Raw genomic sequence first — 25,875 nt, forward strand, 5'->3', positions numbered from 1 at the left:
GAGTATTGCGGGATCCTATGACGGGTCCGATGAGAACCGGTGGAGCAGCCACTGCCACAGCGCCTCCATCCGCGGGAGCCCGTCGCGGCCGATCGGGGTCGTGTCCTTGATCGTGCGGGAGTGCGACTCGGCCGGCGACCCGACCGCGATGTCGGTGAGGATCGCGTGCGGGTCCTCGTCGGGTCCGGGCGGCGCGGTGTCGGTCCGGAACGGCCCGTCGGGACCGTCGAGCCCGAGCACCTTCCAGGAGCCGCGGATCCGGGGGCCGAAGACGTCGCGCACGTCGTCGATCGCGTACATCCGGGCGACCGGTGTCCGCCCCGGGCGGTCCATCCAGGCCGCGTGCTCGCTGCCCAACGACTCCACGGGCGAGGAGAACATCAGCGCGCCCTGCACCGGCCGGATGTGCGCGATGTACGCCGCCTCGCCGCCGCCCTGCGAGTGTCCGGCCACCACGATGTCCTGCCAGGCGATGTCCGAGTCGCCCTGGACGAACCGTCCCCACCCGCCGTCCGGGTCGTGGTCGTCGAGGTAGGCGATCGCGTCGCGGAACCGCGAGACGATCGAACCGGCCGGCTGCACCGAGCTGAACCGTGACGGCCGGGTGCCGTCGAACCGGTTCCGCTGCACCTGCCCGTAGCAGTGCGGATCCGCCTCGCACGTCCCCGACAGCGTCTTGCCGAGGTTCCAGTAGTCGAGGCCGAGCACGTGGTACCCGTCGCGCAGTGCCGCGGACAGGAACAGCTGGTAGTCGGCGGGCCGGGCGCGGGTCGCCGGCAGGAACAGCAGCAGCGGGCCGCCGGAGTCGGTGCGTGCAGCGAAGTCGTCACGGTTCGGCTCGAGGCGCTGGCCGTTGATCGTGCCGAGGCGGAAGCGGTGGAACTCCCCGACCGGACCGTGCTCGTCGCCGCGCGGTCGGTCGGCTGCGGACACCCGGCCGTGCTCCGCGACCCGATCGCCACCGAGGACGTTCGCCGCGACGAGCGACGCGGCGCCGATCGCCACGAGGAGGACGGCCGCGAGGACCAGGAGCACCCGGTGCTTCATCGGCCGATGCGCTCCCAGACCTCGTCGGCGGATCGAATCGTGTCGGCGAGGGTGCCGGTGGCGTCCACCACGTGGTCGGCCAGTGCCAGGCGGTCGGCGTCGCTCGCCTGTGCGGCGACGCGGCGCTCGGCCTCGTCGCGGGGCATGCCGCGGTGCTCCACGAGCCGCTCGATCCGCTGGGCAGCGGGTGCGTCGACCACCACGACCGCATCGAACCGCAGCGGCCGGCTCCCCCGGGCTTCGGCGAGCAGTGGCACGTCGTAGACCACGACGGCGTCCGGGTCCGCTGCCTCGGCTGCGTCGAACGCCGCCTGGGCGAGACGCCAGACCTCGGGGTGGGTGATCCCCTCGAGGTCCTTCCGCGCCGCGGCGTCGGCGAACACGATCGCACCGAGTGCCGGCCGGTCGAGCGAACCGTCGGGTGCGATCACGCCGGGGCCGAACCGCTCGGCGACCTGCGCGAGGCCCGGGCTGCCGGGAGCGACGGCGTCGCGCGCCAGCCGGTCGGCGTCCACCACGACCGCACCGTGCTCGGCCCAACGGCCGGAGACGGTGGACTTGCCCGCGGCGATGCCGCCCGTGAGACCGATGATGCGCACACCGACAGGCTACCGACCCGCCGCCTCCGGAACGGCCGGAAGCCCGGCACCCCTTCTCAGGGATGCCGGGCTTCCGGTACGGCTGCGCCGCTCGATCAGTTGGTCGAGCTGAGCTTCTCGCGGAGCGCTGCGAGCGAAGCGTCGTCGGCCAGGGTGCCCTGACCGTTCGACTCGGTCGCGAACGTCGAGGACGACGACGACGAAGCGGTCGCCGGGAGGTCGAAGCCACCCTGCGCCTCGTCGGCGATGGTCTTCGCGACCTGCGCCTTGTGGGCTTCCCAACGCGACTGGGCGGCAGCGTACTGACGCTCCCACTCCTCGCGCTGGGTGTCGAAGCCCTCGAGCCACTCGTTCGTCTCCGGGTCGAAGCCGTCCGGGTACTTGTAGTCGCCCTTGTCGTCGTACTCGGTCGGCATGCCGTAGAGCGCCGGGTCGAACTCGGAGCCTTCCGGGTCCACGCCCTCGTTCGCCTGCTTGAGGCTGAGCGAGATGCGACGACGGTCGAGGTCGATGTCGATGATCTTGACGAAGACCTCGTCGTTGACCGAGACGACCTGCTCGGCGAGCTCGACGTGCTTGTTCGAGAGCTCCGAGATGTGCACGAGGCCCTCGATGCCGTCGGCAACGCGGACGAAGGCACCGAACGGCACGAGCTTCGTGACCTTGCCCGGTGCGATCTGGCCGATCGCGTGGGTGCGGGCGAAGACCTGCCACGGGTCTTCCTGCGTGGCCTTGAGCGAGAGCGACACGCGCTCGCGGTCCAGGTCCACCTCGAGGATCTCGACGGTGACTTCCTGACCGACCTCGACGACCTCGCTGGCGTGCTCGATGTGCTTCCAGCTGAGCTCGGAGACGTGGACGAGACCGTCGACGCCGCCGAGGTCGACGAACGCACCGAAGTTGACGATCGACGACACGATGCCCTTGCGGACCTGGCCCTTGTGGAGGTTGTTGAGGAACGTGGTCCGGGACTCGGACTGCGTCTGCTCGAGCAGCGCGCGGCGCGACAGGACGACGTTGTTCCGGTTCTTGTCGAGCTCGAGGATCTTCGCCTCGAGCTCCTGACCGAGGTACGGCGTGAGGTCGCGGACGCGACGCAGCTCGATGAGCGACGCCGGGAGGAAGCCGCGGAGGCCGATGTCGACGATCAGACCGCCCTTGACGACCTCGATGACCGTACCGGTCACGACGCCATCGGACTCCTTGATCTTCTCGACGTCGCCCCAGGCGCGCTCGTACTGCGCACGCTTCTTCGACAGGATGAGGCGACCTTCCTTGTCCTCCTTCTGGAGAACCAGGGCCTCGACCTCGTCGCCGACCTCGACGACCTCGTTGGGGTCGACGTCGTGCTTGATGGAGAGTTCGCGCGAGGGGATGACACCCTCGGTCTTGTAACCGACGTCGAGGAGGACCTCGTCGCGGTCGATCTTCACGACGGTGCCGGAGATGAGGTCTCCGTCGTTGAAGAACTTCAGGGTCTTCTCGACCTCGGCCAGGAAGTCATCAGCCGAGCCGATGTCGTTGATGGCGACCTGCTTGGGAGCCTTGGTCGTGGTGGTTGTCATGTAGAGATTGCTCCGAACGGACATGAGTCGGGCCGAGACGGCGAGGGAGCGACCCCCTGGTCCGAACCGGATACCGGTTCGAGCCGTCCTGGCGATGTGTTTGGTGAGCGCGGATTGCGCCGCACAAGTCTAACCGCAGCGAGCGAGCGCCCACAACCGGGCGTGTCGGATCATGTCGGCCCCGATCGATCAGCCGAGCAGGGCGCTGCGGAGCGTGTCCAGACCGATGCTGCCGAGCGCGAGGGCCCGGTGGTGGAACGCCTTGAGGTCGAACGACGCACCCTCGCGGGCGGCCACCTCGTCGCGGATCGACTCCCAGACGCGCTGACCGACCTTGTACGACGGTGCCTGCCCGGGCCACCCGAAGTACCGGGCCACCTCGAACTGCACGAACTCGTCGGACATGTTCACGTTCTGGCGCATGAAGTCGAGGGCGTACTCCCACGTCCACGCACCACCGTCGGGGTTCGTCTTCTGCAGGTGGACGCCGATGTCGAGCACCACCCGGGCCGCACGCATGCGCTGCCCGTCGAGCATGCCGAGCCGGTCCCCGTCGTCGTCGAGGAAGCCGAGCTGCTCCATGAGGCGCTCGGCGTAGAGCGCCCAGCCCTCGACGTGCCCCGAGGACCCGGACAGCTGCCGACGCCAGGTGTTCAGCTCGCCGCGGTTGTAGACGCCCTGGCTGATCTGGAGGTGGTGACCGGGGACGCCCTCGTGGTAGACCGTCGTCTTCTCGCGCCAGGTACCGAACTCGGTGACGCCCTGCGGCACGGACCACCACATGCGGCCGGCGCGCGAGAAGTCGTCGGACGGTCCGGTGTAGTAGATCCCGCCCTCTTGTGTGGGGGCGATCCGGCACTCGAGGCGCTTGATCGGGTCGGCGATGTCGAAGTACTTGCCGTCCATCGCCCGGATCGACTCGTCGCTCGTCTCCTGCATCCACCGCTGCAGGGCGTCGGTGCCGTGCAGCACCCGCGCCGGGTCGGCGTCGAGGACCTCGATCGCGCGGGCGACGCTCGCACCGGACTCGATGCGGTCGGCGATGCGCTCCTGCTCGTCCCGCATCCGCGCGAGTTCCTCGATCCCCCACTGGTACGTCTCGTCGAGGTCGACGACCGCACCGAGGAACCGCCGGGAGTGCAGCTCGTACGCCTCGCGCCCGACGGCGTCGACCGGCGTCGCGAGCGGCATCAGCTCGTGCTCGAGGAACTGCCCGAACGACCGGTACGCAGCAGCGGCGACCTCGGCCCCGCGGGCGAGCTCGGCCCGCAGCGGCTCGGGCACCGGACCGCCGTCGTCGAACGCGGCGCCGTCGACCAGCTGCCGGAAGACGCCGTCCGCCGCACCGGTGCGGGTGGCCTGCTCGGCGATGAGCGCGACCTGGCGACGGGCGGGCGTGACGTCCTCGCGCGTGCCCTCGAGCAGGGTCTCGCGGATGCCCTCGATCGCGTCGGGGAGCGCGTGCAGCCGACTCGCGATGTCCTGCCAGTCGGACTCGGTCGCGGTCGGCATGAGGTCGAGGACGTCGCGCACGGACTGCGCCGGGCTGGCGATGACGTTGAGGTCGCGGAGGTGGAGCTTGCGGTCGAAGGACTCCTGGACGAGGTCGAGCTCGGCACCGAGGTCGGTCTTCGTCACCTCGTCGACGGCGTCCACCGCGTCGGCTGCGTCCAGCGCACGCTTCGCGCCGCGCGCCGCGTCCGCCATGGCCGCTGCACCGGCGGGCGACGTGTCGCCGTACTCCCCCGTGCGCCCCGGGACGCCGATGTACGTGGCGACGGTCGGGTCGAGGTCGACGAGGGTGGACACCCAGTCCTCGGCGACGCGGTCGACGGCGGAGGGCTGGCGGACGGGACGGTCATCGGTCATGCTCACGACCCTATCCACGACCGCTCACGACGTGGGACCCGCGGGACGGGAGGCGCGGTGCGGGCCCGCACCGTGCCTCCGGGTCCGGCGAGCGGTCGCGCCTCAGTGCGCGGCGGCTTCCCAGTTCGGGCCGACGCCCACGGACACGTCCAGCGGGACGGTCAGCTCGGCCGCGCCGCCCATGCGGGTCCGGAGGATCTCCTCGACCCGCTCCTGCTCGCCGGGCGCGACCTCGAGGATGAGCTCGTCGTGCACCTGCAGCAGCAGGTGCGACGCGAGCCCGCCGTCGCGGAGGTCGGCGGCGACGCCGAGCATCGCGATCTTCATGATGTCGGCCGCCGAGCCCTGGATCGGCGCGTTCAGCGCCGCGCGCTCGGCGTTCTCGCGGAGGACGCGGTTCGGGCTCTTCAGGTCGGGGAACGGGCGACGGCGACCGAAGATGGTCTCGGTGTAGCCGTCCTCGCGCGCCTGCTCGACGACACCGCGCAGGTAGTCGCGCACCGCGCCGAACCGGGCGAAGTACTCGTTCATGAGGGTGCGCGCCTCGGACTGCTCGATGCGGAGCTGCTTCGACAGGCCGAACGGGCTGAGGCCGTAGGCGAGGCCGTACGACATCGCCTTGACCTTCGTGCGCATCTCGGGCGTGACGTCGGCCGGCTCGACCGAGAACACCCGGGCGCCGACGAACCGGTGCAGGTCCTCGCCCTCGTTGAAGGCCTGGATGAGACCCGGGTCACCGGACAGGTGCGCCATGATGCGCATCTCGATCTGCGAGTAGTCGGCCGTGATGAGCGTCGTGTAGGGCTCGGCGACGGCGAACGCCGACCGGACCCGGCGCCCGACCGCGGTCTTCACCGGGATGTTCTGCAGGTTCGGGTCGGTCGACGAGATGCGGCCGGTGCTGCTGCCGGTCTGCTCGTACCGGGTGTGGATGCGTCCGTCGACGATCGCGGCGTCGAGCGTGTCCACGATCTGCCGGAGCTTCGTGGCGTCGCGGTGCTGGAGCAGCAGGCCGAGGAACGGGTGCGGGTGCTGTTCCTGCAGGTCGGCGAGGCTCGCGGCGTCTGTCGAGAACCCGGTCTTCGTCTTGCGGGTCTTCGGCATCGCGAGCTCGGTGAAGAGGACCTCTTGCAGCTGCTTCGGCGACCCGAGGTTCACCTCGTGCCCGATCTCGGCGAAGGCCTGCTGCGCGAGTTCGGCCGCGCGCTCCCCCAGGTCGTGCGACAGCCCGGTGAGCACCGGACGGTCGATCGCGACACCCGTGGTCTCCATGCCGGCGAGGACCGGGACGAGCGGGAGCTCGATGTCGTCGAGGACGGTGAGCGAGGACTCGTCGAGACGCGCACGCAGTGCGGTGGTGACCCGGAGCACGAACCACGCGTGCACGCCGACGTTCACCGGGTCGGTCTCGGGGACGAGCTGGTTCGGGTCGGCCGTGGGGAGCTCCTCGCCGAGTTCCTGGTAGACGAGGTCGGCGAGGGGCTGCCCCTGCTTGCCCGGCTGCGCGAGCCACCCCGTCAGGCGGGCGTCGCCGGCGATGCCGTTCACCTCGAAGCCGACCGTGGCGAGTGCCTTGATCGCGGTCTTGGCGTCGTGGAAGTGCTTCGGGGCGTCGGAGGCGAACCACGCCGACAGCTGCTCGTAGTCCTTCGCGCCGCTGCCGCCCGGGACGAGGACGGCGTCGTCGTGCGTGGCGATGCCGATCGCGCTGAGGCGTCCGTCGATGACCTCGACCGCGACGCCGTAGCCGTTCGCCGCCTCGGCCGCGTTGCGCCGCTCGAGCCAGTAGCCGAGTTCCTCGTCGATCAGGGTCTTGACCGCGGGCGGCGTCGGCGCACCGCTGTCGACCGAGCCCTCGACCGCGCTGGACTCCGACGGCTCGCCGGAGCCCGCGACCTTGAACACGCGGTCGAGCAGCGTGCGGAACTGGAGCTTCGCGAAGAGCTCGCGCACCGCGGCCTCGTCGAGGGGACGGAGTGCGACGTCTGCCGGCCCGACGGGCAGTTCCACGTCGTTCACGAGCCGGTTGAGCTTCCGGTTGCGGATCGCCCGGTCCTTCTGCTCGCGCAGGTTGTTGCCGACGACGCCCTTGATCTCGTCGGCGTGCTCGAGGACACCGTCGAGGGAGCCGTACGCCGTGATCCACTTCACCGCGGTCTTCTCGCCGACCTTGTCGATGCCGATGAGGTTGTCGCTGGTCTCGCCGACGAGCGCCGCGATGTCGGGGTACTGGTGCGGCTCGATGCCGTACCGCTCGTACACCTTGTCGCGGTCGTACCGGGTGAGCTCGGAGACGCCACGGACCGACGGGTACAGCAGCGTGACGTCGTCGTTCACGAGCTGGATCGAGTCGCGGTCGCCGGACACGACGTAGACCTGGTAGCCCTGCTCGGCGCCCTGACGGGCGAAGGTGGCGAGGATGTCGTCGGCCTCGTAGTCCTCCTTCGTGACGGTGGTGATGCCCATGGCCTCGAGCGCCTGCTGCAGGAGCGGGATCTGGCCCTTGAACTCCGGCGGGGTCTCGGAGCGGGTGCCCTTGTAGTCCTCGTACTCACGCGTGCGGAACGAGAAGCGCGAGATGTCGAACGCGACCGCGAGGTGGGTCGGCTTCTCGCGCTGGAGGAGCATGAGCAGCATCGAGATGAAGCCGTGGATGGCGTTCGTGTGCTGCCCGTCACGGTTCACGAAACTGTCGACCGGCAGCGCGTAGAAGGCCCGGAAGGCGAGCGAGTGGCCGTCGATGACCATGAGGGTAGGCTTTGCGGAGTCCGACACCCGGACAGCCTACCGACGCCATCCGACACGGGAGTCCGCCAGCGTGACCGACCAAGCTGCCACCACCGGGACCGTCGACGAGCGCCTCGCCGACCGTGGGATGGGCGAGCTCGCCGAGAAGATGGGCATGGTCATCGCGGAGCTCACCGCCGAGCGCGCGGTGGGCACGATCCCGGTCGAGGGCAACCGTCAGCCCGTCGGACTCCTGCACGGCGGCGCCTACGTCGTCCTGGCCGAGAGCCTCGGGTCGATGGCCGCGAACGTGCACGCCGGTCCCGGCCGGTACGCGGTCGGCATCGAGCTGAACGCCTCGCACTCCCGGAGCGCCACGAGCGGCCTGGTCACCGGTACCTGCACGGCACTGCACCTGGGCAACACGCTCACCACGCACGAGATCGTCCTCACCGACGACCATGGGCGGCGCTGCTCCACCGTGCGCATCACCAACATGATCCGCGAAGCCCGCTGACACCCGGCGGGCGTCACGAAGGAGTGCCCCGTGCCCGCCACCGACTGGAGGATCGAACTGATCCTCGTCCCCGTCAGCGACGTCGACCGATCCCGCGAGTTCTACGAACGGATCGGCTTCTCGATCGACCACGACCAGCGCGTCTCCGACGAGCTCCGCTTCGTGCAGGCCACCCCGCCCGGGTCCGCCTGCTCCATCGCGTTCGGCGAGGGCATCATGTCCCCGGACGTCGTCCCCGGTGCGCTCAAGTCGATCCAGGTCGTCGTCCCGGACGCCGACGAGGCCCTCGCGCACCTGCAGGGGCTCGGCGTCGACGCGGTTGGGGTGGACGAGATGGCGTGGGGCCGCTTCGTCTTCTTCACTGATCCCGACCAGAACGCGTGGACGCTGCAGCAGCTCCCGGCGCGCGGATGACGGGTCAGTCCTCGGGCGGCCGCTGCAGCAGCAGGCGGGCGTCGCCGAACCCGAGGCGGCGGTAGAGCGTCTCGCCCTCGACGCTGGAGTGCACCGACGTCCGCTCAGCACCGAGCTCGTCGGCGGCGTCGAGCAACGCGGTCACGAGGCGCTTCGCGACGCCGGCACCCCGCAGGTCGGGGTGGACGTAGACGGTCTGCACGTCCGCGGTCAGCCGTCGCCCGGGTCGGTCCGGCGTCGGGGGCCGTGCGACGAGCCCGAGCCACGCCATGCCGAGCACACTGCCGTCTCGTTCGGCGACGACGCAGCGGTGCGTGTCGGGGTGGGCGGCGGCGAACGCCGACATCGCCTCGCGGTACTCGTCCGGCGTCACGCCCGGCGTCGCACCGCCTTCGTCGACGCTCCACCGCCATCGCAAGTCGGCCACCGCCGGCATGTCGTCGGGCCTGGAGGCACGGATCACCACGTCGTCCATGGCTCCACCCTGCCAGGTGGTCGGCCTGGTGCGCGCCCGGGTCGCTACTTCTTGGCGCTGAGCTGCTCGATGATCGCCTTGGCGACGTCGTGCATGGTCAGGCGGCGGTCCATCGAGGCCTTCTGGATCCAGCGGAACGCCTCGGGCTCGGTGAGGCCCATCTTCTCGTTGAGCAGGCCCTTGGCACGGTCGACGAGCTTGCGGGTCTCGAAGCGCTCGACGAGGTCGGCGACCTCGGCCTCGAGCGTGATGATCTGCTGGTGCCGCGAGAGGGCGATCTCGATCGCGGGCAGGAGGTCGTTCGGCGTGAACGGCTTCACGACGTAGGCGAGGGCGCCGGCCTCGGTCGCGCGCTCGACGAGGTCCTTCTGGCTGAACGCCGTGAGGAGGACCACGGGGGCGATGTGGTTCTTCGAGAGCTTCTCGGCGGCGGAGATGCCGTCGAGCTGCGGCATCTTGACGTCCATCACGACGAGGTCGGGACGGAGGTCGGTCGCGAGCTGCACGGCGGTCTCGCCGTCACCCGCTTCGCCGACGACGTCGAACCCGTTGTCGCGGAGGATCTCGACGATGTCGAGGCGGATGAGCGACTCGTCCTCGGCGACGACGACGCGACGGGGTGCTGTTGCAGTTGCTTCTGTGTCACTCACACCCAGAAGCCTACTAGACGTCGGAAGTCGCAGTTGCGCAGTTGTACGAGTGGCGGGACTCGAACCCGCACGCCGTGAAGCAGAGCATTTTGAGTGCCCCGTGTCTACCATTCCACCACACTCGCGTAGGGCATCAGGCTAGCAGGACGCCCGCTCGCGGACGTGCACCGGCCGGCACCGTCGCGCTCGCGGGCAGGCGCACGTCGAACACCGCGCCGCCGAGTTCTCCGTCGGCCCCGTGCGCGAGCGAACCGCCGTGCGCGACGGCGATCCCGCGCGCGATCGGCAGCCCGAGGCCGGCGCCGCCGGAGCGGGTGTCCCGAGCGTCCTCGAGCCGGACGAGTCGGTCGAACACGCGCTCCCGGTCGGCTGCCGGGATCCCGGGGCCGTCGTCCTCGACACGGAGTCGGGCCTCCTCCGGTCCCGCGTTGAGGCGGAGTCGGACCGTGCCGGTGCCCCCGGTGGCCCTCGCGGCGTTGTCGACCAGGTTGCCGAGCACCTGGGCGAGCCGGTCCGGGTCCACGTCGGCGTCGACCGGGTGCTCGGGGACCTCGACGCGCAGCTCCACGCCGGGCAACCGGATGCGGAGCCGCTCGGCCTCGGTGTCGAGCCAGTCGACGAGGTCCGTCCGGCGCCGGTCGAGGGCGATCCCCCGGTCCAGCCGCGCCATCGTCAGCATGTCGTCGACGAGCCGAGCCGCCCGGTCGGCCTGCCGCACGACGTGCACCGCGAGCAGCTCGTTCGTCTCCGGATCGTCCGGGCCGTTGCGCACGAGGGTGTCCGCCGCGGCCCGGACACCGGCGACCGGGGTCCGCAGCTCGTGGGCGGCGTCCGACAGGAACGCGCGGACACGTTCCTCGGCGGCGACGGCCTGCGCCTCCGCACCCTCGACCGCGTCGAGCATCTCGTCGAGGGCGAGCGCCACCCGGCCGATCTCCGTGTCGGTGCGGGACGGCCGGAGTCGGCGTCCGCGGTCCCCCGCGGTGATGGAGCGGGCGGCGGCGGTCATCTCGTCGAGCGGGCGCAGCGAGCGTCGGACGACGAGCACGACACCCACGACGGCGACGCCGAGGAACGCGGCGGACGCACCGCCCATCACCCAGCCGAGCTGCGCCAGGGTCTCCTGCACGTCGCGCGTCCCGGCGGTCAACGTGATGCGGGTGCCGTCCTCGAGGTCCGAGCGGAGGGTCAGCACGCCGTCGTCCTCGTGCACCGACGACGACGTGATGGTGGCGCCGGCACTGTCGGACGAGCCGGTGGTCGACGGAGCCGCCGAGGACCGGGCCGCCGGTCCGGGCAGGCCCGTCGGGTCGGGTGGCCCCTTCCGCAACTGCTCGGGGCTGGGGCCGGCCTCGACCGCGGCGCCGTCGGGTTCGACGATCCGCACGGAGAGCCCCTGCGCCGACAGCCGGTCGGCGAGGTCGCTCGCGTCGAGCACCCCGACGAGCGCGGCCGCAGCGGACGCCCGGTCACGCAGGCGGTCCTCGACCTGCGCGGTCAGTCGGGCGCCGAGGACGGCCTCGACCGCGACGACGAGGGCCGTCAGCAGGACCGCGAGGAGCACGAGGATCGCGACCACGGTCCGCAGCCGGAGCGAGGTGGTCCGCAGGCGTCCGTCGCGCATCACGCCGCACCCCGGTCCACCGCGAGCCGGTACCCGAGGCCCCGGACGGTGTGCACGAGCCGCGGCCCGTGCGCCTCCATCTTCCGCCGCAGTGCGCTGAGGTGCACCTCGACCAGGTTGGGTGCGATGTCCTCGTAGCCCCAGACCTGGGTCGTGATCTGCCCCTTCGACACCGTCCGTCCGCGGCTCTCGGCGAGGAACCGGAGGAGTCGGAACTCGGTCGCGGTCAGGTCGAGCAGCACGCCGGCGCGGCGGACCGTGGAGCCGTCGGGGTCGAGCACGAGGTCGCCCACCTCGATCACGGACGGCACCCGTCCTCGGCGCCGGAGCACCGCCGTCACCCGGGCGACGAGTTCGGCCATCGCGAACGGCTTCACGACGTAGTCGTCCGCCCCCTCGGCGAACCCGCGCAGTCGGTCGTCGAGCTCGTCCCGCGCGGTGGTCATCACGACGGCGGCGTCCGACCGGGCCCGGATGCGGGCGGCGAGCAGGATGCCGCTCGGCCCGGGGAGCATCCAGTCGAGCAGGACGAGGTCCGGGGCGGTGCGGTCGAGGTCGGCGGCGATGGAACGGCCGTCCGCGACCTCGGCGACGGTGAACCCCTCGGCGCGGAGGGTCGTCACGACGGCGGTGCGGAGGGAGTCGTCGTCCTCGACGACCAGGATGCGGGCGGGTGCGGTCACGGCGGACACCGTAGGTCGGCTCCGCCAGCACGGAGCATGGAACGGCCTGGAGAAACCCTGTGCTCCACGAATGCTTCAGTCCTGCTTCAGATTCGAACCCGAGCGTCGTCCTCGTCGGCGGACCGACCCGGTCGACCGACGGACGAACAGGAGAACACCATGGAGAACGAACAGGGCACGAAGCGTCGCCGGACCCTCCGCGCGGTCGGTTTCGGATCCGCAGCGGCGGCCGTGCTGGTCCTCGGCGGGATCGGGGTGAGCGCAGCCGTGGCCGCCCCCGCCACACCGAGCGCATCGGCTACCGGAGCACCCTCCGGCGCACCGACCGGCGCACCGACCGGCGCGCCCACGGACGGACCCGCCGCCGGGCCCGCCGAGAAGGGCGGCACCGGCACCGCCCCCGGCTGCGTCGCCAGCCCGCTCGCCGACGGGACGGCGCCGACCCCGCCGAAGGACGGGAAGGCACCCAAGCCCCCGAAGGACGGCACGGCACCCACCCCGCCGAAGGACGGAACGGCACCGAAGCCGCCGAAGGACGGGAAGGTTCCGACCCCGCCGAAGGACGGCGAGGCACCGACCCCGCCGGCCGCACCCGACGCGGACGCGACCTCGACACCGGAGCCGACGAGCGGGTCCTGACCACCCCGCACCCGCCGCGGGAGGCGCGCGGCGTCGGCCGACGGTCCGACGTGTGCCGTGCCTCCCGAGCCGGCGGAGCCGTCCGCTCAGGGACGCTCGATCGCCTCGATCGCCGCGACCACGCCCGCCCGCCGCGGCGACCGACGCGGCAACGCCGCGAGCAGCGCCCGCAGCACCTGCTCGTCCGCCGCGCCGTCGGCGGTGCGTGCCCACGCCTGCAGCGCGTCCACCCCGCCGTCCTGGAGGAGCGACTCACGGAACCGGGACCGGACGCGGTCACGCAGGTCGTCGACCCCGGGCGACGCGGACCCCGGCAGGACCGGTCCGGTGTACCGGTCGACGGCCTGGAGGCGCGCCCCGCGGTCGAGCGCGGACAGGACCGTCTCGACGTCGGTCCGGATCCCCTCCAGGCGGTACGGCCTGGACGTCAGGCGCGCGTCGAGCGCGTGGTCGGCGAGGACACGGCGGAGCCGCACCACTTCGGCCCGCAGCGTCTGGACGCCGCGCGGGTCGCCGTAGACGGCGACCGCGAGGTCCGCGGCGGCCAGTCCCTGCGGGTTCGCGGCGAGCACCGCGAGGATCTCCGAGTGCCGCTCGGACAACGCGACCGACCGCGATCCGACGTGCAGCGTCGCGGTGTCGGACCCGAGCAGGGTGAGCTCGGCGGACGGAGCCGCAGCCGGACGGCGCGCGGTCCGGGCCGAGAGCGCCGCCAGTGCGAGTTCGGCCTCGGCCGCCGCGGCCGTCGCCGTCAGGAGCGGCAGCGTGTGGCGTTCGACGGCGCGGTCGTCGCCCGTGATGTCGAGCGCGCCGACCACCGTGCCCGCGGCGTCGCGGAGCGGGACCGCCGTGCAGGAGAACCCCTTCACGGCCGTCGCGTAGTGCTCCTCCGCATGGATCTGCACGGCGCGTCCGAGCCGGAGCGCGGTCCCCGGAGCACTCGTCCCGGCGCGTTCCTCCGCCCAGTCGGCACCGGGGACGAACCCCATGCCCTCCGCGGCGCGCCGGGCGGACCGTGCGCCGTCCACCCAGACGAGCCGACCCGATGCGTCCGCGAGGGCGACGACGCACCCCGCCGACCGGACGTCGTCGAGCAGCAGTCGTCGGACGACCGGCAGCGCGGTGCCGAGCGGACCGGCACGGCGGAGGGCGTCGAGTTCGTCCTCGCCGATCGAGGGCGTCGGCACGGTCTCGGGGTCGACGCGGGCGGAGCGACGCCAGGACGCGGCGACGAGCGGGCGGAGACCGGACGGTTCGCGCATGCGCCCTCCTGTCCGGTCCCCGTCGCGTCGTCGCGAGCGGTGCGGTCAGCCTACGTCCGGCACCCCGCTCGGGCCAGGGCCGGCGCTGAGCAGGCCGAGATCCGCGAGCTCGGCGTCGTCCAGCATCCGGGAGCGGGTGAGGAACCGCTTGCCCTCCGGCACCTCGAGGGAGAAGCCCGCGCCACGACCGTCCACGACGTCGATCGTGAGGTGGGTGTACTTCCAGTACTCGAACTGCGACCGCGACATGTACACCTCGACGGGCGCGATGCCGTCGACCTCGAGCGCGCCGAGGAGCACGTCGCCCGAGCCGGTCATGAACATGCCGACGGGGTAGCACATCGGGCTGGAGCCGTCGCAGCACCCGCCCGACTGGTGGAACATGAGCGGGCCGTGCCGGGCGGCGAGGGAGCGCAGGAGCTCCCCCGCCGCCGGCGTCACCGCCACGCGGGCGGTGGCGGGCCGGAGAGTCGGCTCGTTGTGGGTCGCGGGCCGGTCGTCGGTGTCGGGCATCAGAAGAAGCCCATCGGGCCCTCGGCGTAGGACACCAGCAGGTTCTTCGTCTGCTGGTAGTGCTCCAGCATCATCTTGTGGTTCTCCCGTCCGATGCCGGACTGCTTGTAGCCGCCGAACGCCGCTCCGGCGGGGTACTGGTGGTAGGTGTTCTCCCACACGCGCCCGGCCTGGATGTCACGGCCGGCGCGGTAGAGCGTGGTGGCCTCGCGGCTCCACACCCCGGCGCCGAGGCCGTACAGCGTGTCGTTGGCGATCGAGATTGCGTCGTCGTAGCCGCTGAAGCTCGTCAGGGCGAGGACCGGGCCGAAGATCTCCTCCTGGAAGATCCGCATCGAGTTGTCCCCCTCGAACACCGTCGGCGTGACGTAGTACCCGCCGGACAGCTCCCCGCCGAGGTCCGCCCGCTCGCCACCGGTGAGGAGCTTCGCGCCCTCCTGCTTCCCGATGTCGATGTAGCTCAGGATCTTCTCGAGCTGGTCGTTCGACGCCTGCGCGCCGATCATCGTCGACAGGTCGAGCGGGTGCCCCTGCTTGACGGCGCGCACCCGGTCGAGGCCGTCCGCGACGAAGCCGTCGTAGATCTCCCTCGCCACGAGTGCCCGCGACGGGCAGGTGCAGACCTCGCCCTGGTTGAGGTTGAAGAACGCGAAGCCCTCGAGTGCCTTGTCGTAGAAGGCGTCCTGCTGCTGGGCGACGTCGGCGAAGAAGACGTTCGGGCTCTTGCCGCCGAGTTCGAGCGTCACGGGGATGAGGTTCTGCGACGCGTACTGCATGATGAGCCGGCCCGTGGTCGTCTCCCCCGTGAAGGCGACCTTGCGGATGTCCGGGTGCTGCGCGAGCGGTGCACCGACCTCGATGCCGAAGCCGTTCACGACGTTGAGGACACCGGCCGGGAGCAGGTCCCCGATCAGGTCGATGAGCACGTGGATGGACGCCGGCGTCTGCTCGGCCGGCTTCAGGACGACGCAGTTGCCCGCCGCCAGTGCCGGAGCGAGCTTCCACACCGCCATCAGGATGGGGAAGTTCCACGGGATGATCTGCCCGACGACGCCGAGCGGTTCGTGGAAGTGGTAGGCCACGGTGTCGTGGTCGATCTCCCCCGTCGAGCCCTCCTGCGCGCGGATCGCCCCGGCGAAGTAGCGGAAGTGGTCGATCGCCAGCGGGATGTCCGCGCCGATGGTCTCGCGGATGGGCTTGCCGTTCTCCCACGTCTCCGCGACCGCCAGGGCCTCGAGGTTCTGCTCCATCCGGTCCGCGATCGTGTTGAGGATGCCGGCGCGTTCGGCGACGCTCGTCCGACCCCAGGCCGGGAACGCCTTCCACGCGGCCTCGACCGCACGGTCGACGTCGGTGGAGTCACCGCGGGCGATCTCGGTAAAGACCTTGCCGGTGACGGGGGTGGGGTTCTCGAAGTACTGTCCCCCGGCCGGCGGGACGTACGCGCCGCCGATGTAGTGGTCGTACCGGGAGCGGTACGAGACGAGGGACCCTTCTTCGCCGGGTGCGGCGTAGGTGGATGGTGACGGTGCGATGGTCATGGTGGACACCTTTCGACGACTCTGTCGGGGCGCTGGGTCCGCGCCTGCCCGAACGCTACGGCGGCGCAGGTTGCATCCGGTTGCACCGCGTCGCGACGCTTCGCCCTCCACGCGACGAACCGACCGCTGCCGGCCGAGGTAGCGTCGGACCGAGCAGACCTGACAGGGAGGAGTGCTCGTGGACTCTCGTGCCGTCCGCACGTTCCGCGTGTTCGTCATCGTCACCGCGGTCGTCGCCATCGCGCTCGGCATCGTCGCGATCGTCTGGCCGCGGCCGTCGCTCGTCGTCGTCGCACTGCTGTTCGGCGTGTACCTCGTCGTGGCCGGCGCACTGCGGGTGTTCGCCGCGGTGCGGGGCCACGGCACGCCGCCGGTGTGGCGCTGGACCTCCGGCGTCGTCGGCGGCCTGGTCGGGGTCGCCGGACTCGTGACGCTGCTGGACCCCGCCGTCCCGCTCGTCGTCTACGCGGTGCTCGCCGGCGTCGGCTTCATCGTCGAGGGGATCGCGTCGTTGATCGGCGGCTTCGTGGGACACCCGGGGTCGTCGCGGGTCCCGTCGATCGTGAGCGGGGTGCTCTCGATCCTCGGGGGCGTGGTCGTGCTGGTCGCGCCGGGGCTCGCGCTGACCGTGTTCATGGTCTTCTCGGGCATCGCGCTCATCGTCGTCGGCGCCGCGGCCCTGCTGCTGCTCCCGCCCCGGGCGGCCGTCCGTCGCTAGCCCGGTGGGCCGGACGCGGCCTCGTCGGCTGTCGTCGGGCTAGGCGCTGTCCGTCCCGAACAGCAGCCCGAGCCCGTAGGTGACCGCCGCGGCACCGAACCCGATCGCGAGCTGCCGGAGCGCCCGACGCAGCGGCGACGCACCGCTCAGCACGCCGACCACCGCTCCCGTACCGAGCAGGGCGATCCCGACGAGGAGCGCCGCGACCGCGATCGCCGCCCATCCCTCGAGGCCGAACAGGTACGGGAGCACCGGGATGATCGCCCCCGACGCGAAGAAGCAGAAGCTCGAGACCGCCGCGCTCATGCCGTTGCCGATGGCCTCGTGGTCGTCCACGGGCGCCGTACCCGTCACCGCGGCTCCGCCGAGGACGTCGTCGGCGTGCTGCTGGGCCTCGGCCTCGGACATGCCCCGAGCCCGGTACACGAGGGCGAGCTCGTTCGCGTCGACGTCGAGGTCCGCGACGGCCCGGCCGGCTTCGGGGTGCGGGGCCGATGCCGTGAGGAGCTCGCGCTGCGACCGCACCGAGACGTACTCCCCCGCCCCCATCGACAGCGCGCCGGCGAGGAGCCCCGCGATGCCGCTCAGGAGGACGAAGTGCCGGTCGGCCCCGGACGCGCTGACGCCGATGATGAGCGCCAGGTTCGACACGAGGCCGTCGTTCGCGCCGAACACCGCGGCACGGAAGGTGCCGGACAGACGCATCCGCCCCCGGTTGGCGAGCCCCCGGACGACCTCGCCGTGGATCCGTTCGTCGGCCGCCATGCTCGCGGTCGCGTCGGCGTCGTCGGCGTAGGGCGAGCGGTCCTCGGCGCGCTGCATGAGCGCGAGGACGAACACCGACCCGAACCGCTTCGCCAGCGACGCGAGCACCCGGGTGCGGAGGCTCCCGCGCTGCGGCCGACCCACGTCGTCGCCGAGCAGGTCGAGCCAGTGCTGCTCGTGCCGCCCCTCGGCTTCGGCGAGGGCGGACAGGATCTCGCGTTCCTCACCGTGTCGCCGGGCGGCGAGGTTCCGGTAGACGGCGGCTTCCGCCCGTTCGTCCGCCAGGTAGCGGCGCCAGCGTCGGACGTCGGTGCGCTGGGCGGTGGGTCGGGACTGGAGGCTCACACCGGCCATCCTGCCCGCTCGCGCGACCGCGTGGTCACGTGGCCGCGGGGCGGAACGCGACAGGGCGCGGACCGGAGGCTGCGTGCGTCGCCGCACCGCGCCTCCCGTCCGCGCCCTGTCGGGACGCGACGCGACGTCAGTCGCGCACGTAGGCCGGAGCGGCCTCAGCGTGGGCGTCGCCCACGCGGTGCACGCGCAGGTCGTTCGTCGACCCCTCGATGCCCGGAGGGGAACCGGCCGTCACGATGACGCGGTCCCCGGGGGCGGCGAGGCCGTTCTCGAGGAGGACGTCGTCCACCTGCGAGAAGAGCTCGTCGGTGTGGGTCTTGCGCTCGACGAGGAACGAGCGGACACCCCAGGTGAGGGCCATGCGGCGACGCGTCGCCTCGTTCGGGGTGAACGCGATGATCGGCAGGCCGTGGCGCAGACGCGACATGCGTCGGGCCGAGTCGCCGGACTCGGTGAACACGCAGAGGTACGAGGCCTCGGTGAACTCCGCGATCTCGACCGCGGCGAGCGTGATCGCCCCGCCGAGGGTGCGCGGCTTGGTGCCGAGCGGCGCGATGCGCTCGAGGCCGTGGTCCTCGGTGGACTCGACGATGCGGGCCATCGTGCGGACCGTCTGCACCGGGTACTCGCCGACGCTGGTCTCGCCCGAGAGCATGACCGCGTCCGCACCGTCGAGCACGGCGTTCGCGACGTCGGAGGTCTCGGCGCGGGTCGGGATCGGCGACGAGATCATCGACTCGAGCATCTGGGTCGCGACGATGACCGGCTTCGCCATGCGGCGGGCGAGTTCGACGGCGCGCTTCTGCACGATCGGGACGGCCTCGAGCGGGAGCTCCACACCGAGGTCACCGCGGGCGACCATGATGCTGTCGAAAGCGTCGATGATCTCCTCGAGCGCGTCGACGGCCTGCGGCTTCTCGATCTTCGCGATCACGGGGAGGCGCTTGCCCTCTTCGTCCATGATCTCGTGGGCACGCTCGACGTCGGCGGCGTTGCGCACGAACGACAGCGCGATGAGGTCGGCGCCCTGGCGGATGCCCCAGCGGAGGTCCGCCTCGTCCTTCTCGCTGAGCGCGGGGACGTTCACGGCGACGCCGGGGAGGTTGATGCCCTTGTTGTTGGACACGGTGCCGCCGACGACGACCTCGGTGCGGACGCGCACGCCGTCGGTGTCGAGCACGCGGAGGCGGACCCGGCCGTCGTCGATGAGCAGCGGGTCACCGGGCTTGACGTCCTGCGGGAGGCCCTTGAATGTCGTGCCGCAGATCTCCTTCGAGCCGGCGACGTCCTCGGTGGTGATGGTGAACACGTCGCCGACCGCGAGGTCGTGCGGGCCGTCGGCGAACTTCGCGAGGCGGATCTTCGGACCCTGCAGGTCGACGAGGATCGCGACGGGCTTGCCGAGCTCCTCGGCGGCGCGACGGACGTTCTCGTAGTTGGCCTCGTGGACGCTGTAGTCACCGTGGCTGAGGTTGAGGCGGGCGACGTCGACGCCTGCCTCGATGATCTCCTTGACGGTCTCGTACTCCGACGTTGCCGGTCCGAGCGTCGAAACGATCTTTGCGCGTCTCAATGGATTCCTTCGTGGTGGTGGATGGTGCTTGGGTTTCCGCGCTGTGGGGCCGCGCGGAACGAAGCGAGGCCACCAGCACCCTATCGAGTGCCGGTGGCCTGTCGCTCACTGCTGGGTGGGCATCGGGTGGACGTCCATCGTCAGACCGAGATCGCCCGGTCGGTCGCCTTGACCGGAGCCGGGAGGATCGTCGAGCCCTCGAGGTACTCGTCGACCTTCGCGGCGGCGGCCCGACCTTCAGCGATGGCCCACACGATGAGCGACTGCCCACGACCGGCGTCGCCCGCGACGAAGACGCCCGGCTCGTTGGTCGTGTAGTCGGCCTGGCGGGCGACGGCACCGGAGACCGTCACGGGCAGTCCGAGCTGCGGCGTCAGCGTGTCGGTCTCGGGACCGGTGAAGCCCATGGCGACGAGGACGAGGTCCGCGGGGATCTCGCGCTCGGTGCCGGCCTTCGGGACCCGGCGGCCGTCGAGGTACTCGGTCTCGGCGACGCGGAGCGCCCGGACCTCGCCGGCCTCGTTCGCGAGGAACTCGACCGTGGACGCGAGGTAGTGGCGTTCACCGCCCTCTTCATGGGCGCTCGTGACCTCGAACACGGTCGGGAACATCGGCCACGGCTGCTCGGACGGACGCTCCAGCGGCGGCTGCTTGCCGATCGCGAGGTTCGTCACGCTGAGCGCACCCTGCCGGTGGGCGGTCCCGATGCAGTCCGCACCGGTGTCGCCGCCGCCGATGACGACGACGTGCTTGCCCTCGGCCGTGACCTGGTTGTCGACGGTCGTGCCGGCGTTCGCCTTGTTCTGCTGCACGAGGTAGTCCATCGCGAAGTGCACGCCGGCGAGGTCGCGCCCCGGGATCGGCAGGTCGCGCGGGACCGTGGCGCCGGTGGCGACGACGACCGCGTCGTACCGGGACTTCAGGTCGTCCCAGGTGATGTCGCGTCCGATCTCGACGCCCGCACGGAAGCGGGTGCCCTCGGCCTGCATCTGGGCGAGCCGCGCGTCGATCTGGCGCTTCTCCATCTTGAAGTCCGGGATGCCGTAGCGGAGCAGACCACCGATGCGGTCGTCGCGCTCGTACACCGCGACGGTGTGTCCGGCGCGGGTCAGCTGCTGTGCGGCGGCGAGCCCGGCGGGACCGGACCCGACGACGGCGACGGTCTTGCCGGTCAGGCGCTCCGGCGGGTGGGGCGTGACCCAGCCGTTCTGGAACGCCTCGTCGATGATCGAGACCTCGACCTGCTTGATCGTCACCGGCGGCTGGTTGATGCCGAGCACGCAGGACGCCTCGCACGGTGCCGGGCAGAGCCGACCCGTGAACTCCGGGAAGTTGTTCGTCGCGTGGAGTCGCTCGATCGCCTGCCGGCCCTCGCCGCGCCAGGTGAGGTCGTTCCACTCGGGGATGAGGTTGCCGAGCGGGCACCCCTGGTGGCAGAACGGGACGCCGCAGTCCATGCAGCGGCCGGCCTGTCGCTTGAGCGCGCCGGACTCCTGCTGCTCGTAGACCTCTTTCCAGTCCATGAGCCGCACGGGTACGGGTCGTCGGGCCGGGAGCTCGCGCTCCTGGACCTTCAGGAATCCCTTGGGGTCAGCCACCGGTCACCTCCAGAATGCGGTTCCAGACGACGTCGCCGTCCGGGTCGAGGCCCTCGTCGACGGCCTGCTGTCGGGTCTCGAGCACGGCCGCGTAGTCCCGCGGCAGCACCTTGACGAAGTCGCTCAGGTCACCGGACTCGAGCAGTTCGCTCGCGAGGGTCGACCCGGTCTCGGCAGCGTGCCGCGCGAGCAGGTCGTTCACGATCTCGACGTCGGCGCTGTCGAGCGGCTCGAGCCGGAGTTCACCGGACGCGAGCGAGTCGGTGTTGACGTGCTCTTCCCGCAGGCCGCGGACGTACGCGGTCCCGCCGGACATGCCGGCACCGAGGTTCCGACCCGTCTCGCCGAGGATCAGGGCGAGTCCACCGGTCATGTACTCGAGCGCGTGGTCCCCCACGCCCTCGACGACGGCGGTCGCACCGGAGTTGCGCACCAGGAAGCGTTCACCCACGATGCCGCGGATGAACATGCTGCCCTGGGTCGCGCCGTAGCCGATGACGTTGCCGGCGATGACGTTCTGCGCGGGGTCGAAGCCGCTGCCCTCGTCGGGACGCACCACGATCTCGCCGCCGGACAGCCCCTTGCCCACGTAGTCGTTGCTGTCCCCGACCAGGCGGAGCGTGATGCCCGCCGGCAGGAACGCGCCGAGCGACTGCCCGGCGGAACCGCGCAACGTCACGTCGATCGACCCCGACGGCAGGCCGTTCTCGCCGTGGCGGAGCGTGACCTCGTGGCCGAGCATCGTGCCGACCGCGCGCTCCGTGTTCCGGATCGGCAGGTCGAGCGCGATCGTCCCCCCGTGCTCGAGGACGTCGGCCGTCTGCTGGATGAGCTGCACGTCGAAGTGCTGCTCCAGCTCGTGGTCCTGGTCGCGCTGGTGCCGGCGGGGCTCGTCGGCATCGAACCGCGGTCCCTTGAGCACGGGCTCGAGGTCGAGGCCGGACGCCTTCCAGTGCTCGACCGCGCGGTCGACGTCGAGGGCGTCTGCGTGGCCGATCGCCTCTTCGAGGGACCGGAAGCCGAGCTCGGCGAGGAGCTCGCGGACCTCTTGCGCGATGAACTCGAAGAAGTTCACGACGAACTCCGGCTTGCCGCTGAAGCGCTTGCGGAGCTCGGGGTTCTGGGTTGCGACACCGACCGGGCACGTGTCGAGGTGGCACACCCGCATGAGGATGCAGCCCTCGACCACGAGCGGCGCGGTCGCGAAGCCGTACTCCTCGGCGCCGAGCAGCGCGGCCACGACGACGTCACGGCCGGTCTTCATCTGCCCGTCGACCTGCACGACGACGCGGTCGCGCATGCCGTTGAGCATGAGCGTCTGCTGCGTCTCGGCGAGGCCGATCTCCCACGGGGTGCCCGCGTGCTTGAGCGAGTTCAGCGGCGACGCACCTGTGCCGCCGTCGTGCCCGGAGACCAGGACGACGTCGGCGAGGGCCTTCGTCACACCGGCGGCCACCGCCCCGATGCCCGACTGGCTCACGAGCTTCACGTGGACGCGTGCGGACGGGTTCGCCCGCTTGACGTCGAAGATCAGCTGCTTGAGGTCCTCGATCGAGTAGATGTCGTGGTGCGGCGGCGGCGAGATCAGGCCGACACCCGCGGTCGCGTGCCGGGTGCGGGCCACCCACGGGTACACCTTGGTCGGGGGCAGCTGCCCGCCCTCGCCCGGCTTCGCACCCTGCGCCATCTTCAGCTGGATGTCGGTCGCGTGCGTCAGGTACATGCTCGTGACGCCGAACCGCCCGGACGCGACCTGCTTGATCGCGCTCCGACGCTCGGGGTCGAGCAGGCGGTCGACGTCCTCGCCGCCCTCGCCCGTGTTCGACCGGCCGCCGAGACGGTTCATCGCGATCGCGAGCGTCTCGTGGGCTTCCTTCGAGATGGAACCGTAGGACATCGCACCGGTGTTGAACCGCTTGACGATCGACTCGATCGGCTCGACCTCGTCCAGCGGGACCGGCTTGCGGGCACCCTGCGCGAAGCGGAAGAGGCCGCGGAGCGTCATCAGCTGCTCGGACTGGTCGTCGACCGCCTGCGAGTACTCGCGGAAGATGTCGTAGCGACGGGAGCGCGTCGCGTGCTGCAGCCGGAACACGGTGTCCGGGTTGAAGAGGTGCGGCGGGCCTTCGCGACGCCACTGGTACTCGCCGCCCGTCTGCAGGCGCTCGTGCGAGAGGACCGCGCCGTCCTGCGGGTACGCCTGGGCGTGCCGGTCGGCGTTCTCCTTCGCGATGACCTCGATGCCGACGCCGCCGAGGATCGACGAGGTCCCGGTGAAGTACCGGTCGACGAACTCCTGGCTGAGCCCGACGGCCTCGAACGCCTGCGCGCCGGCGTAGCTCGACACCGTCGAGATGCCCATCTTCGACATGATCTTCAGCACGCCCTTGCCGAGCGCCTTGATCACGTTCTTGACGGCCTGCTCCGGCGTGATGCCGCTGATCATGCCCTGGCGGACGAGGATCTCGCAGGTCTCCATCGCCAGGTACGGGTTGATCGCCGAGGCGCCGTAGCCGATGAGGGTCGCGACGTGGTGGACCTCGCGCACGTCACCGGCCTCGACGATGAGCCCGACCTTCATGCGCTGCTCGGTGCGGATCAGGTGGTGGTGCACGGCGGCGAGCAGCAGCAGGCTGGGCACCGGTGCCTGTTCGGCGTTGCCGTCGCGGTCGGACAGCACGATGAACTGCTTGCCGGCCTCGATCGCCGCGTCGACCTCGTCGCAGACCGCGGCGATGCGCTTCTGCATGGCCTTCTTGCCGGCGTCGACGCGGTACAGGCCCTTGATCGTCACGGTCAGGTGGCGACCGGACTCGGTCTCGAAGTGCTGGATCTTGGCGAGCTCGTCGTTGTCGATCACGGGGAAGTCGAGCGTGATCTGCTTCGCGTGCTCTGGACCGGCGCTCAGGAGGTTGCGCTCCGGCCCGAGACCCATGCCCATCGAGGTGATGACCTGCTCGCGGATCGAGTCGAGCGGCGGGTTCGTCACCTGGGCGAACTGCTGGGTGAAGTAGTCGAAGAGCAGCCGCGGACGCTGGGACAGCACCGCGATCGGCGTGTCCGAGCCCATCGCCCCGAGCGGCTCCGCTCCGGTCTGCGCCATCGGACGCAGCAGGATGCGGACCTCTTCCTCGGTGTAGCCGAAGGCGCGCTGCCGACGGGTCACCGAAGCGGGCGTGTGCACGATGTGCTCGCGGTCCGGCAGGTCACCGAGGTTGATCCGGCCGCCGTCGAGCCACTCGCCCCACGGGCCGGACGTGGCCAGCTCGCGCTTGACCTCGTCGTCCTCGATGATGCGACCGGCCTCGGTGTCGACGAGGAACATCCGGCCGGGACGGAGCCGGCCCTTGCGCACGACCTTGTCCGCCGGCACGTCGATGACGCCCGTCTCGGAGCCCATGACGATCAGGCCGTCGTCGGTCACCAGGAAGCGACCGGGGCGCAGGCCGTTGCGGTCGAGGGTGGCGCCGACGAGCGTGCCGTCGGTGAACGTGATGGCTGCCGGGCCGTCCCACGGCTCCATGAGCATCGAGTGGTACTCGTAGAACGCCCGGAGCTCGGGGTCCATCCCGACCTGGTTCTCCCACGCTTCGGGGACCATCATCGACACCGCGTGCGGCAGCGACCGGCCGGTGAGCGTCAGGAGCTCGAGCACCTCGTCGAAGGACGCCGAGTCGCTGGCGCCCGGGCTGACGATCGGCAGCAGGGGCGCCATGTCGCCGAGCAGTTCGCTCTGCAGCTGCGACTGCCGGGCCCGCATCCAGTTGCGGTTGCCACGGACGGTGTTGATCTCACCGTTGTGCGCGAGCGTGCGGAACGGCTGCGCGAGCGGCCACGAGGGGAACGTGTTCGTGGAGTAGCGGGAGTGCACGATCGCGAGCTTCGACGCGAAGCGCTCGTCGCTGAGGTCCGGGTAGAACGGCTCGAGCTGGAGCGTCGTGACCATGCCCTTGTAGACCATGGTCCGGCTCGACAGCGACATGAAGTAGACCTCGGTGTCGTGCTCGGCACGCTTCCGGAGGCGGAAGGCCTGGCGGTCGAGCGCGACGCCGCTCCACGACGCACCGTGCACGTCGTGCCGGATCGAGGCGACGAAGAGCTGCTCGAACGCGGGCATCGCCGCACGGGCCAGGGTGCCGAGGACCTCGGGTCGGACGGGGACCTCGCGCCAGCCCAGGACCCGAAGGCCCTCTTCACGCGCGAGTCGCTCGACAGCGCCCTTCACCGCGTGGCGGTCGTCCTCGTCGACGGGCAGGTACGCGGTACCGACCGCGTACTCCCCCGCTGCTGGAAGGTCGAAGGACACCTCGGCGCGGAAGAACTCGTCGGGCACCTGGCAGAGGATGCCCGCACCGTCGCCGGTCCCGGCGTCCGATCCGACCGCGCCCCGGTGTTCGAGGTTGCGCAGCGCACCGAGGGCGGCGTCGACGATGTCGTGCCCGGCCGTACCGCGGAGCGTCGCGACCATCGCCAGGCCGCACGCGTCCTTCTCGTTCGCCGGGTCGTACATGCCGGTGGCGTCCGGGATCGCGGAGAACCGACGGTGCGGCGGCACGAGTGCCGCCGGGGACTGGGGTGGCTGGAGCGCCATGGGGAACCGTCCTCACGAGGGAGTGGAACAGGGACAGCGGTGGCCCGGTGGTGCGTTCCGCGACGCGTGGGCGGAACTGGTGCCCGTGCCCGCCGTCAGTGAGTTGCCCTGGCGGCGTGCGAGGTGTCGGACCCGCTTGTGGTGGGTCCGG

20 protein-coding genes and 1 tRNA gene are annotated in these 25,875 nt (G+C 71.2%); 4 read left to right on the forward strand and 17 right to left on the reverse strand.

Annotated elements, in window-relative coordinates; genetic code table 11:
* Positions 1 to 15 precede the first annotated feature (15 nt).
* The 5 genes from QE359_RS13995 to polA form a co-directional block, all read right to left on the reverse strand.
* A complete protein-coding gene (locus QE359_RS13995) occupies positions 16 to 1,047 on the reverse strand; it encodes a BPSS1187 family protein (RefSeq protein ID WP_309779639.1) in 1,032 nt (343 codons plus the stop codon).
* A complete protein-coding gene (gene coaE, locus QE359_RS14000; protein WP_229084959.1) occupies positions 1,044 to 1,646 on the reverse strand; it encodes a dephospho-CoA kinase in 603 nt (200 codons plus the stop codon). Before coaE ends, QE359_RS13995 begins: the two co-directional genes overlap by 4 nt.
* Positions 1,647 to 1,741: 95 nt before the next feature.
* The gene (gene rpsA / locus QE359_RS14005) at positions 1,742 to 3,211 is read right to left on the reverse strand and encodes a 30S ribosomal protein S1 (RefSeq protein ID WP_070416219.1); all 1,470 of its coding nucleotides are present in this window, start codon (positions 3,209 to 3,211) and stop codon (positions 1,742 to 1,744) included.
* Between the two features lie 189 nt (positions 3,212 to 3,400).
* Positions 3,401 to 5,080 (reverse strand): DUF885 domain-containing protein, encoded by a 1,680-nt coding sequence (locus QE359_RS14010; protein ID WP_309779640.1) that lies wholly within the window; start codon positions 5,078 to 5,080, stop codon positions 3,401 to 3,403.
* A 102-nt stretch (positions 5,081 to 5,182) separates the two neighbouring features.
* Complete coding sequence (polA, locus tag QE359_RS14015; RefSeq protein WP_309779641.1) at positions 5,183 to 7,855, reverse strand: DNA polymerase I; 2,673 nt, start codon at positions 7,853 to 7,855, stop codon at positions 5,183 to 5,185.
* 100 nt (positions 7,856 to 7,955) lie between these two features.
* Here polA and QE359_RS14020 point away from each other — a divergent pair, with 100 nt between their 5' ends.
* Together QE359_RS14020 and QE359_RS14025 are read left to right on the forward strand one after the other, a co-directional pair.
* On the forward strand, positions 7,956 to 8,324 hold the full coding sequence (locus tag QE359_RS14020; RefSeq protein ID WP_309780436.1) for a hotdog fold thioesterase: 369 nt from the start codon (positions 7,956 to 7,958) through the stop codon (positions 8,322 to 8,324).
* A 30-nt stretch (positions 8,325 to 8,354) separates the two neighbouring features.
* Complete coding sequence (locus QE359_RS14025; RefSeq protein WP_309779642.1) at positions 8,355 to 8,738, forward strand: VOC family protein; 384 nt, start codon at positions 8,355 to 8,357, stop codon at positions 8,736 to 8,738.
* Between the two features lie 4 nt (positions 8,739 to 8,742).
* On the opposite strand, the gene QE359_RS14030 is transcribed toward QE359_RS14025, so the two are convergent.
* From QE359_RS14030 to QE359_RS14050, 5 genes are all read right to left on the reverse strand, one after another.
* Entirely contained in the window at positions 8,743 to 9,213 is a 471-nt protein-coding gene (locus QE359_RS14030; RefSeq protein WP_309779643.1) for a GNAT family N-acetyltransferase, read from the reverse strand.
* 44 nt (positions 9,214 to 9,257) lie between these two features.
* A complete protein-coding gene (locus QE359_RS14035; protein WP_022905562.1) occupies positions 9,258 to 9,863 on the reverse strand; it encodes an ANTAR domain-containing response regulator in 606 nt (201 codons plus the stop codon).
* 44 nt (positions 9,864 to 9,907) lie between these two features.
* A tRNA-Leu gene (locus QE359_RS14040) sits at positions 9,908 to 9,988 on the reverse strand.
* 8 nt (positions 9,989 to 9,996) lie between these two features.
* Complete coding sequence (locus QE359_RS14045) at positions 9,997 to 11,487, reverse strand: HAMP domain-containing sensor histidine kinase (RefSeq protein WP_309779644.1); 1,491 nt, start codon at positions 11,485 to 11,487, stop codon at positions 9,997 to 9,999.
* Positions 11,487 to 12,170, reverse strand: coding sequence for a response regulator transcription factor (locus QE359_RS14050; protein WP_261646531.1), 684 nt, complete (start codon positions 12,168 to 12,170; stop codon positions 11,487 to 11,489). Before QE359_RS14050 ends, QE359_RS14045 begins: the two co-directional genes overlap by 1 nt.
* A 159-nt stretch (positions 12,171 to 12,329) precedes the next feature.
* On the opposite strand from QE359_RS14050, the gene QE359_RS14055 reads away from it, so the two are divergent.
* Entirely contained in the window at positions 12,330 to 12,809 is a 480-nt protein-coding gene (locus tag QE359_RS14055) for a hypothetical protein (protein WP_309779645.1), read from the forward strand.
* 86 nt (positions 12,810 to 12,895) lie between these two features.
* Here QE359_RS14055 and QE359_RS14060 read toward each other — a convergent pair whose 3' ends face one another.
* Genes QE359_RS14060 through QE359_RS14070 form a run of 3 tightly spaced genes read right to left on the reverse strand, consistent with a single transcriptional unit; the run spans position 12,896 to position 16,125 of the window.
* Positions 12,896 to 14,071 (reverse strand): GAF domain-containing protein, encoded by a 1,176-nt coding sequence (locus QE359_RS14060; protein WP_309779646.1) that lies wholly within the window; start codon positions 14,069 to 14,071, stop codon positions 12,896 to 12,898.
* A 45-nt stretch (positions 14,072 to 14,116) separates the two neighbouring features.
* Positions 14,117 to 14,584, reverse strand: coding sequence for a DUF779 domain-containing protein (locus QE359_RS14065; RefSeq protein WP_309779647.1), 468 nt, complete (start codon positions 14,582 to 14,584; stop codon positions 14,117 to 14,119).
* Entirely contained in the window at positions 14,584 to 16,125 is a 1,542-nt protein-coding gene (locus QE359_RS14070; RefSeq protein WP_070416228.1) for an aldehyde dehydrogenase family protein, read from the reverse strand. The genes QE359_RS14065 and QE359_RS14070 overlap by 1 nt, the downstream gene beginning before the upstream one ends.
* Before the next feature lie 178 nt (positions 16,126 to 16,303).
* On the opposite strand from QE359_RS14070, the gene QE359_RS14075 reads away from it, so the two are divergent.
* Complete coding sequence (locus tag QE359_RS14075; protein ID WP_070416229.1) at positions 16,304 to 16,843, forward strand: HdeD family acid-resistance protein; 540 nt, start codon at positions 16,304 to 16,306, stop codon at positions 16,841 to 16,843.
* Between the two features lie 39 nt (positions 16,844 to 16,882).
* Here QE359_RS14075 and QE359_RS14080 read toward each other — a convergent pair whose 3' ends face one another.
* The 4 genes from QE359_RS14080 to gltB form a co-directional block, all read right to left on the reverse strand.
* Positions 16,883 to 17,962 (reverse strand): VIT1/CCC1 transporter family protein, encoded by a 1,080-nt coding sequence (locus tag QE359_RS14080; RefSeq protein ID WP_309779648.1) that lies wholly within the window; start codon positions 17,960 to 17,962, stop codon positions 16,883 to 16,885.
* A 127-nt stretch (positions 17,963 to 18,089) separates the two neighbouring features.
* Entirely contained in the window at positions 18,090 to 19,535 is a 1,446-nt protein-coding gene (gene pyk, locus QE359_RS14085; protein WP_309779649.1) for a pyruvate kinase, read from the reverse strand.
* A gap of 140 nt (positions 19,536 to 19,675) precedes the next feature.
* Complete coding sequence (locus tag QE359_RS14090) at positions 19,676 to 21,133, reverse strand: glutamate synthase subunit beta (protein WP_309779650.1); 1,458 nt, start codon at positions 21,131 to 21,133, stop codon at positions 19,676 to 19,678.
* Complete coding sequence (gltB, locus tag QE359_RS14095; RefSeq protein ID WP_309780437.1) at positions 21,126 to 25,643, reverse strand: glutamate synthase large subunit; 4,518 nt, start codon at positions 25,641 to 25,643, stop codon at positions 21,126 to 21,128. The genes QE359_RS14090 and gltB overlap by 8 nt, the downstream gene beginning before the upstream one ends.
* Positions 25,644 to 25,875: the final 232 nt, after the last annotated feature.

The sequence above is a fragment of the Curtobacterium sp. SORGH_AS_0776 genome, from assembly GCF_031453355.1.
Classification (GTDB): Bacteria; Actinomycetota; Actinomycetes; order Actinomycetales; family Microbacteriaceae; genus Curtobacterium.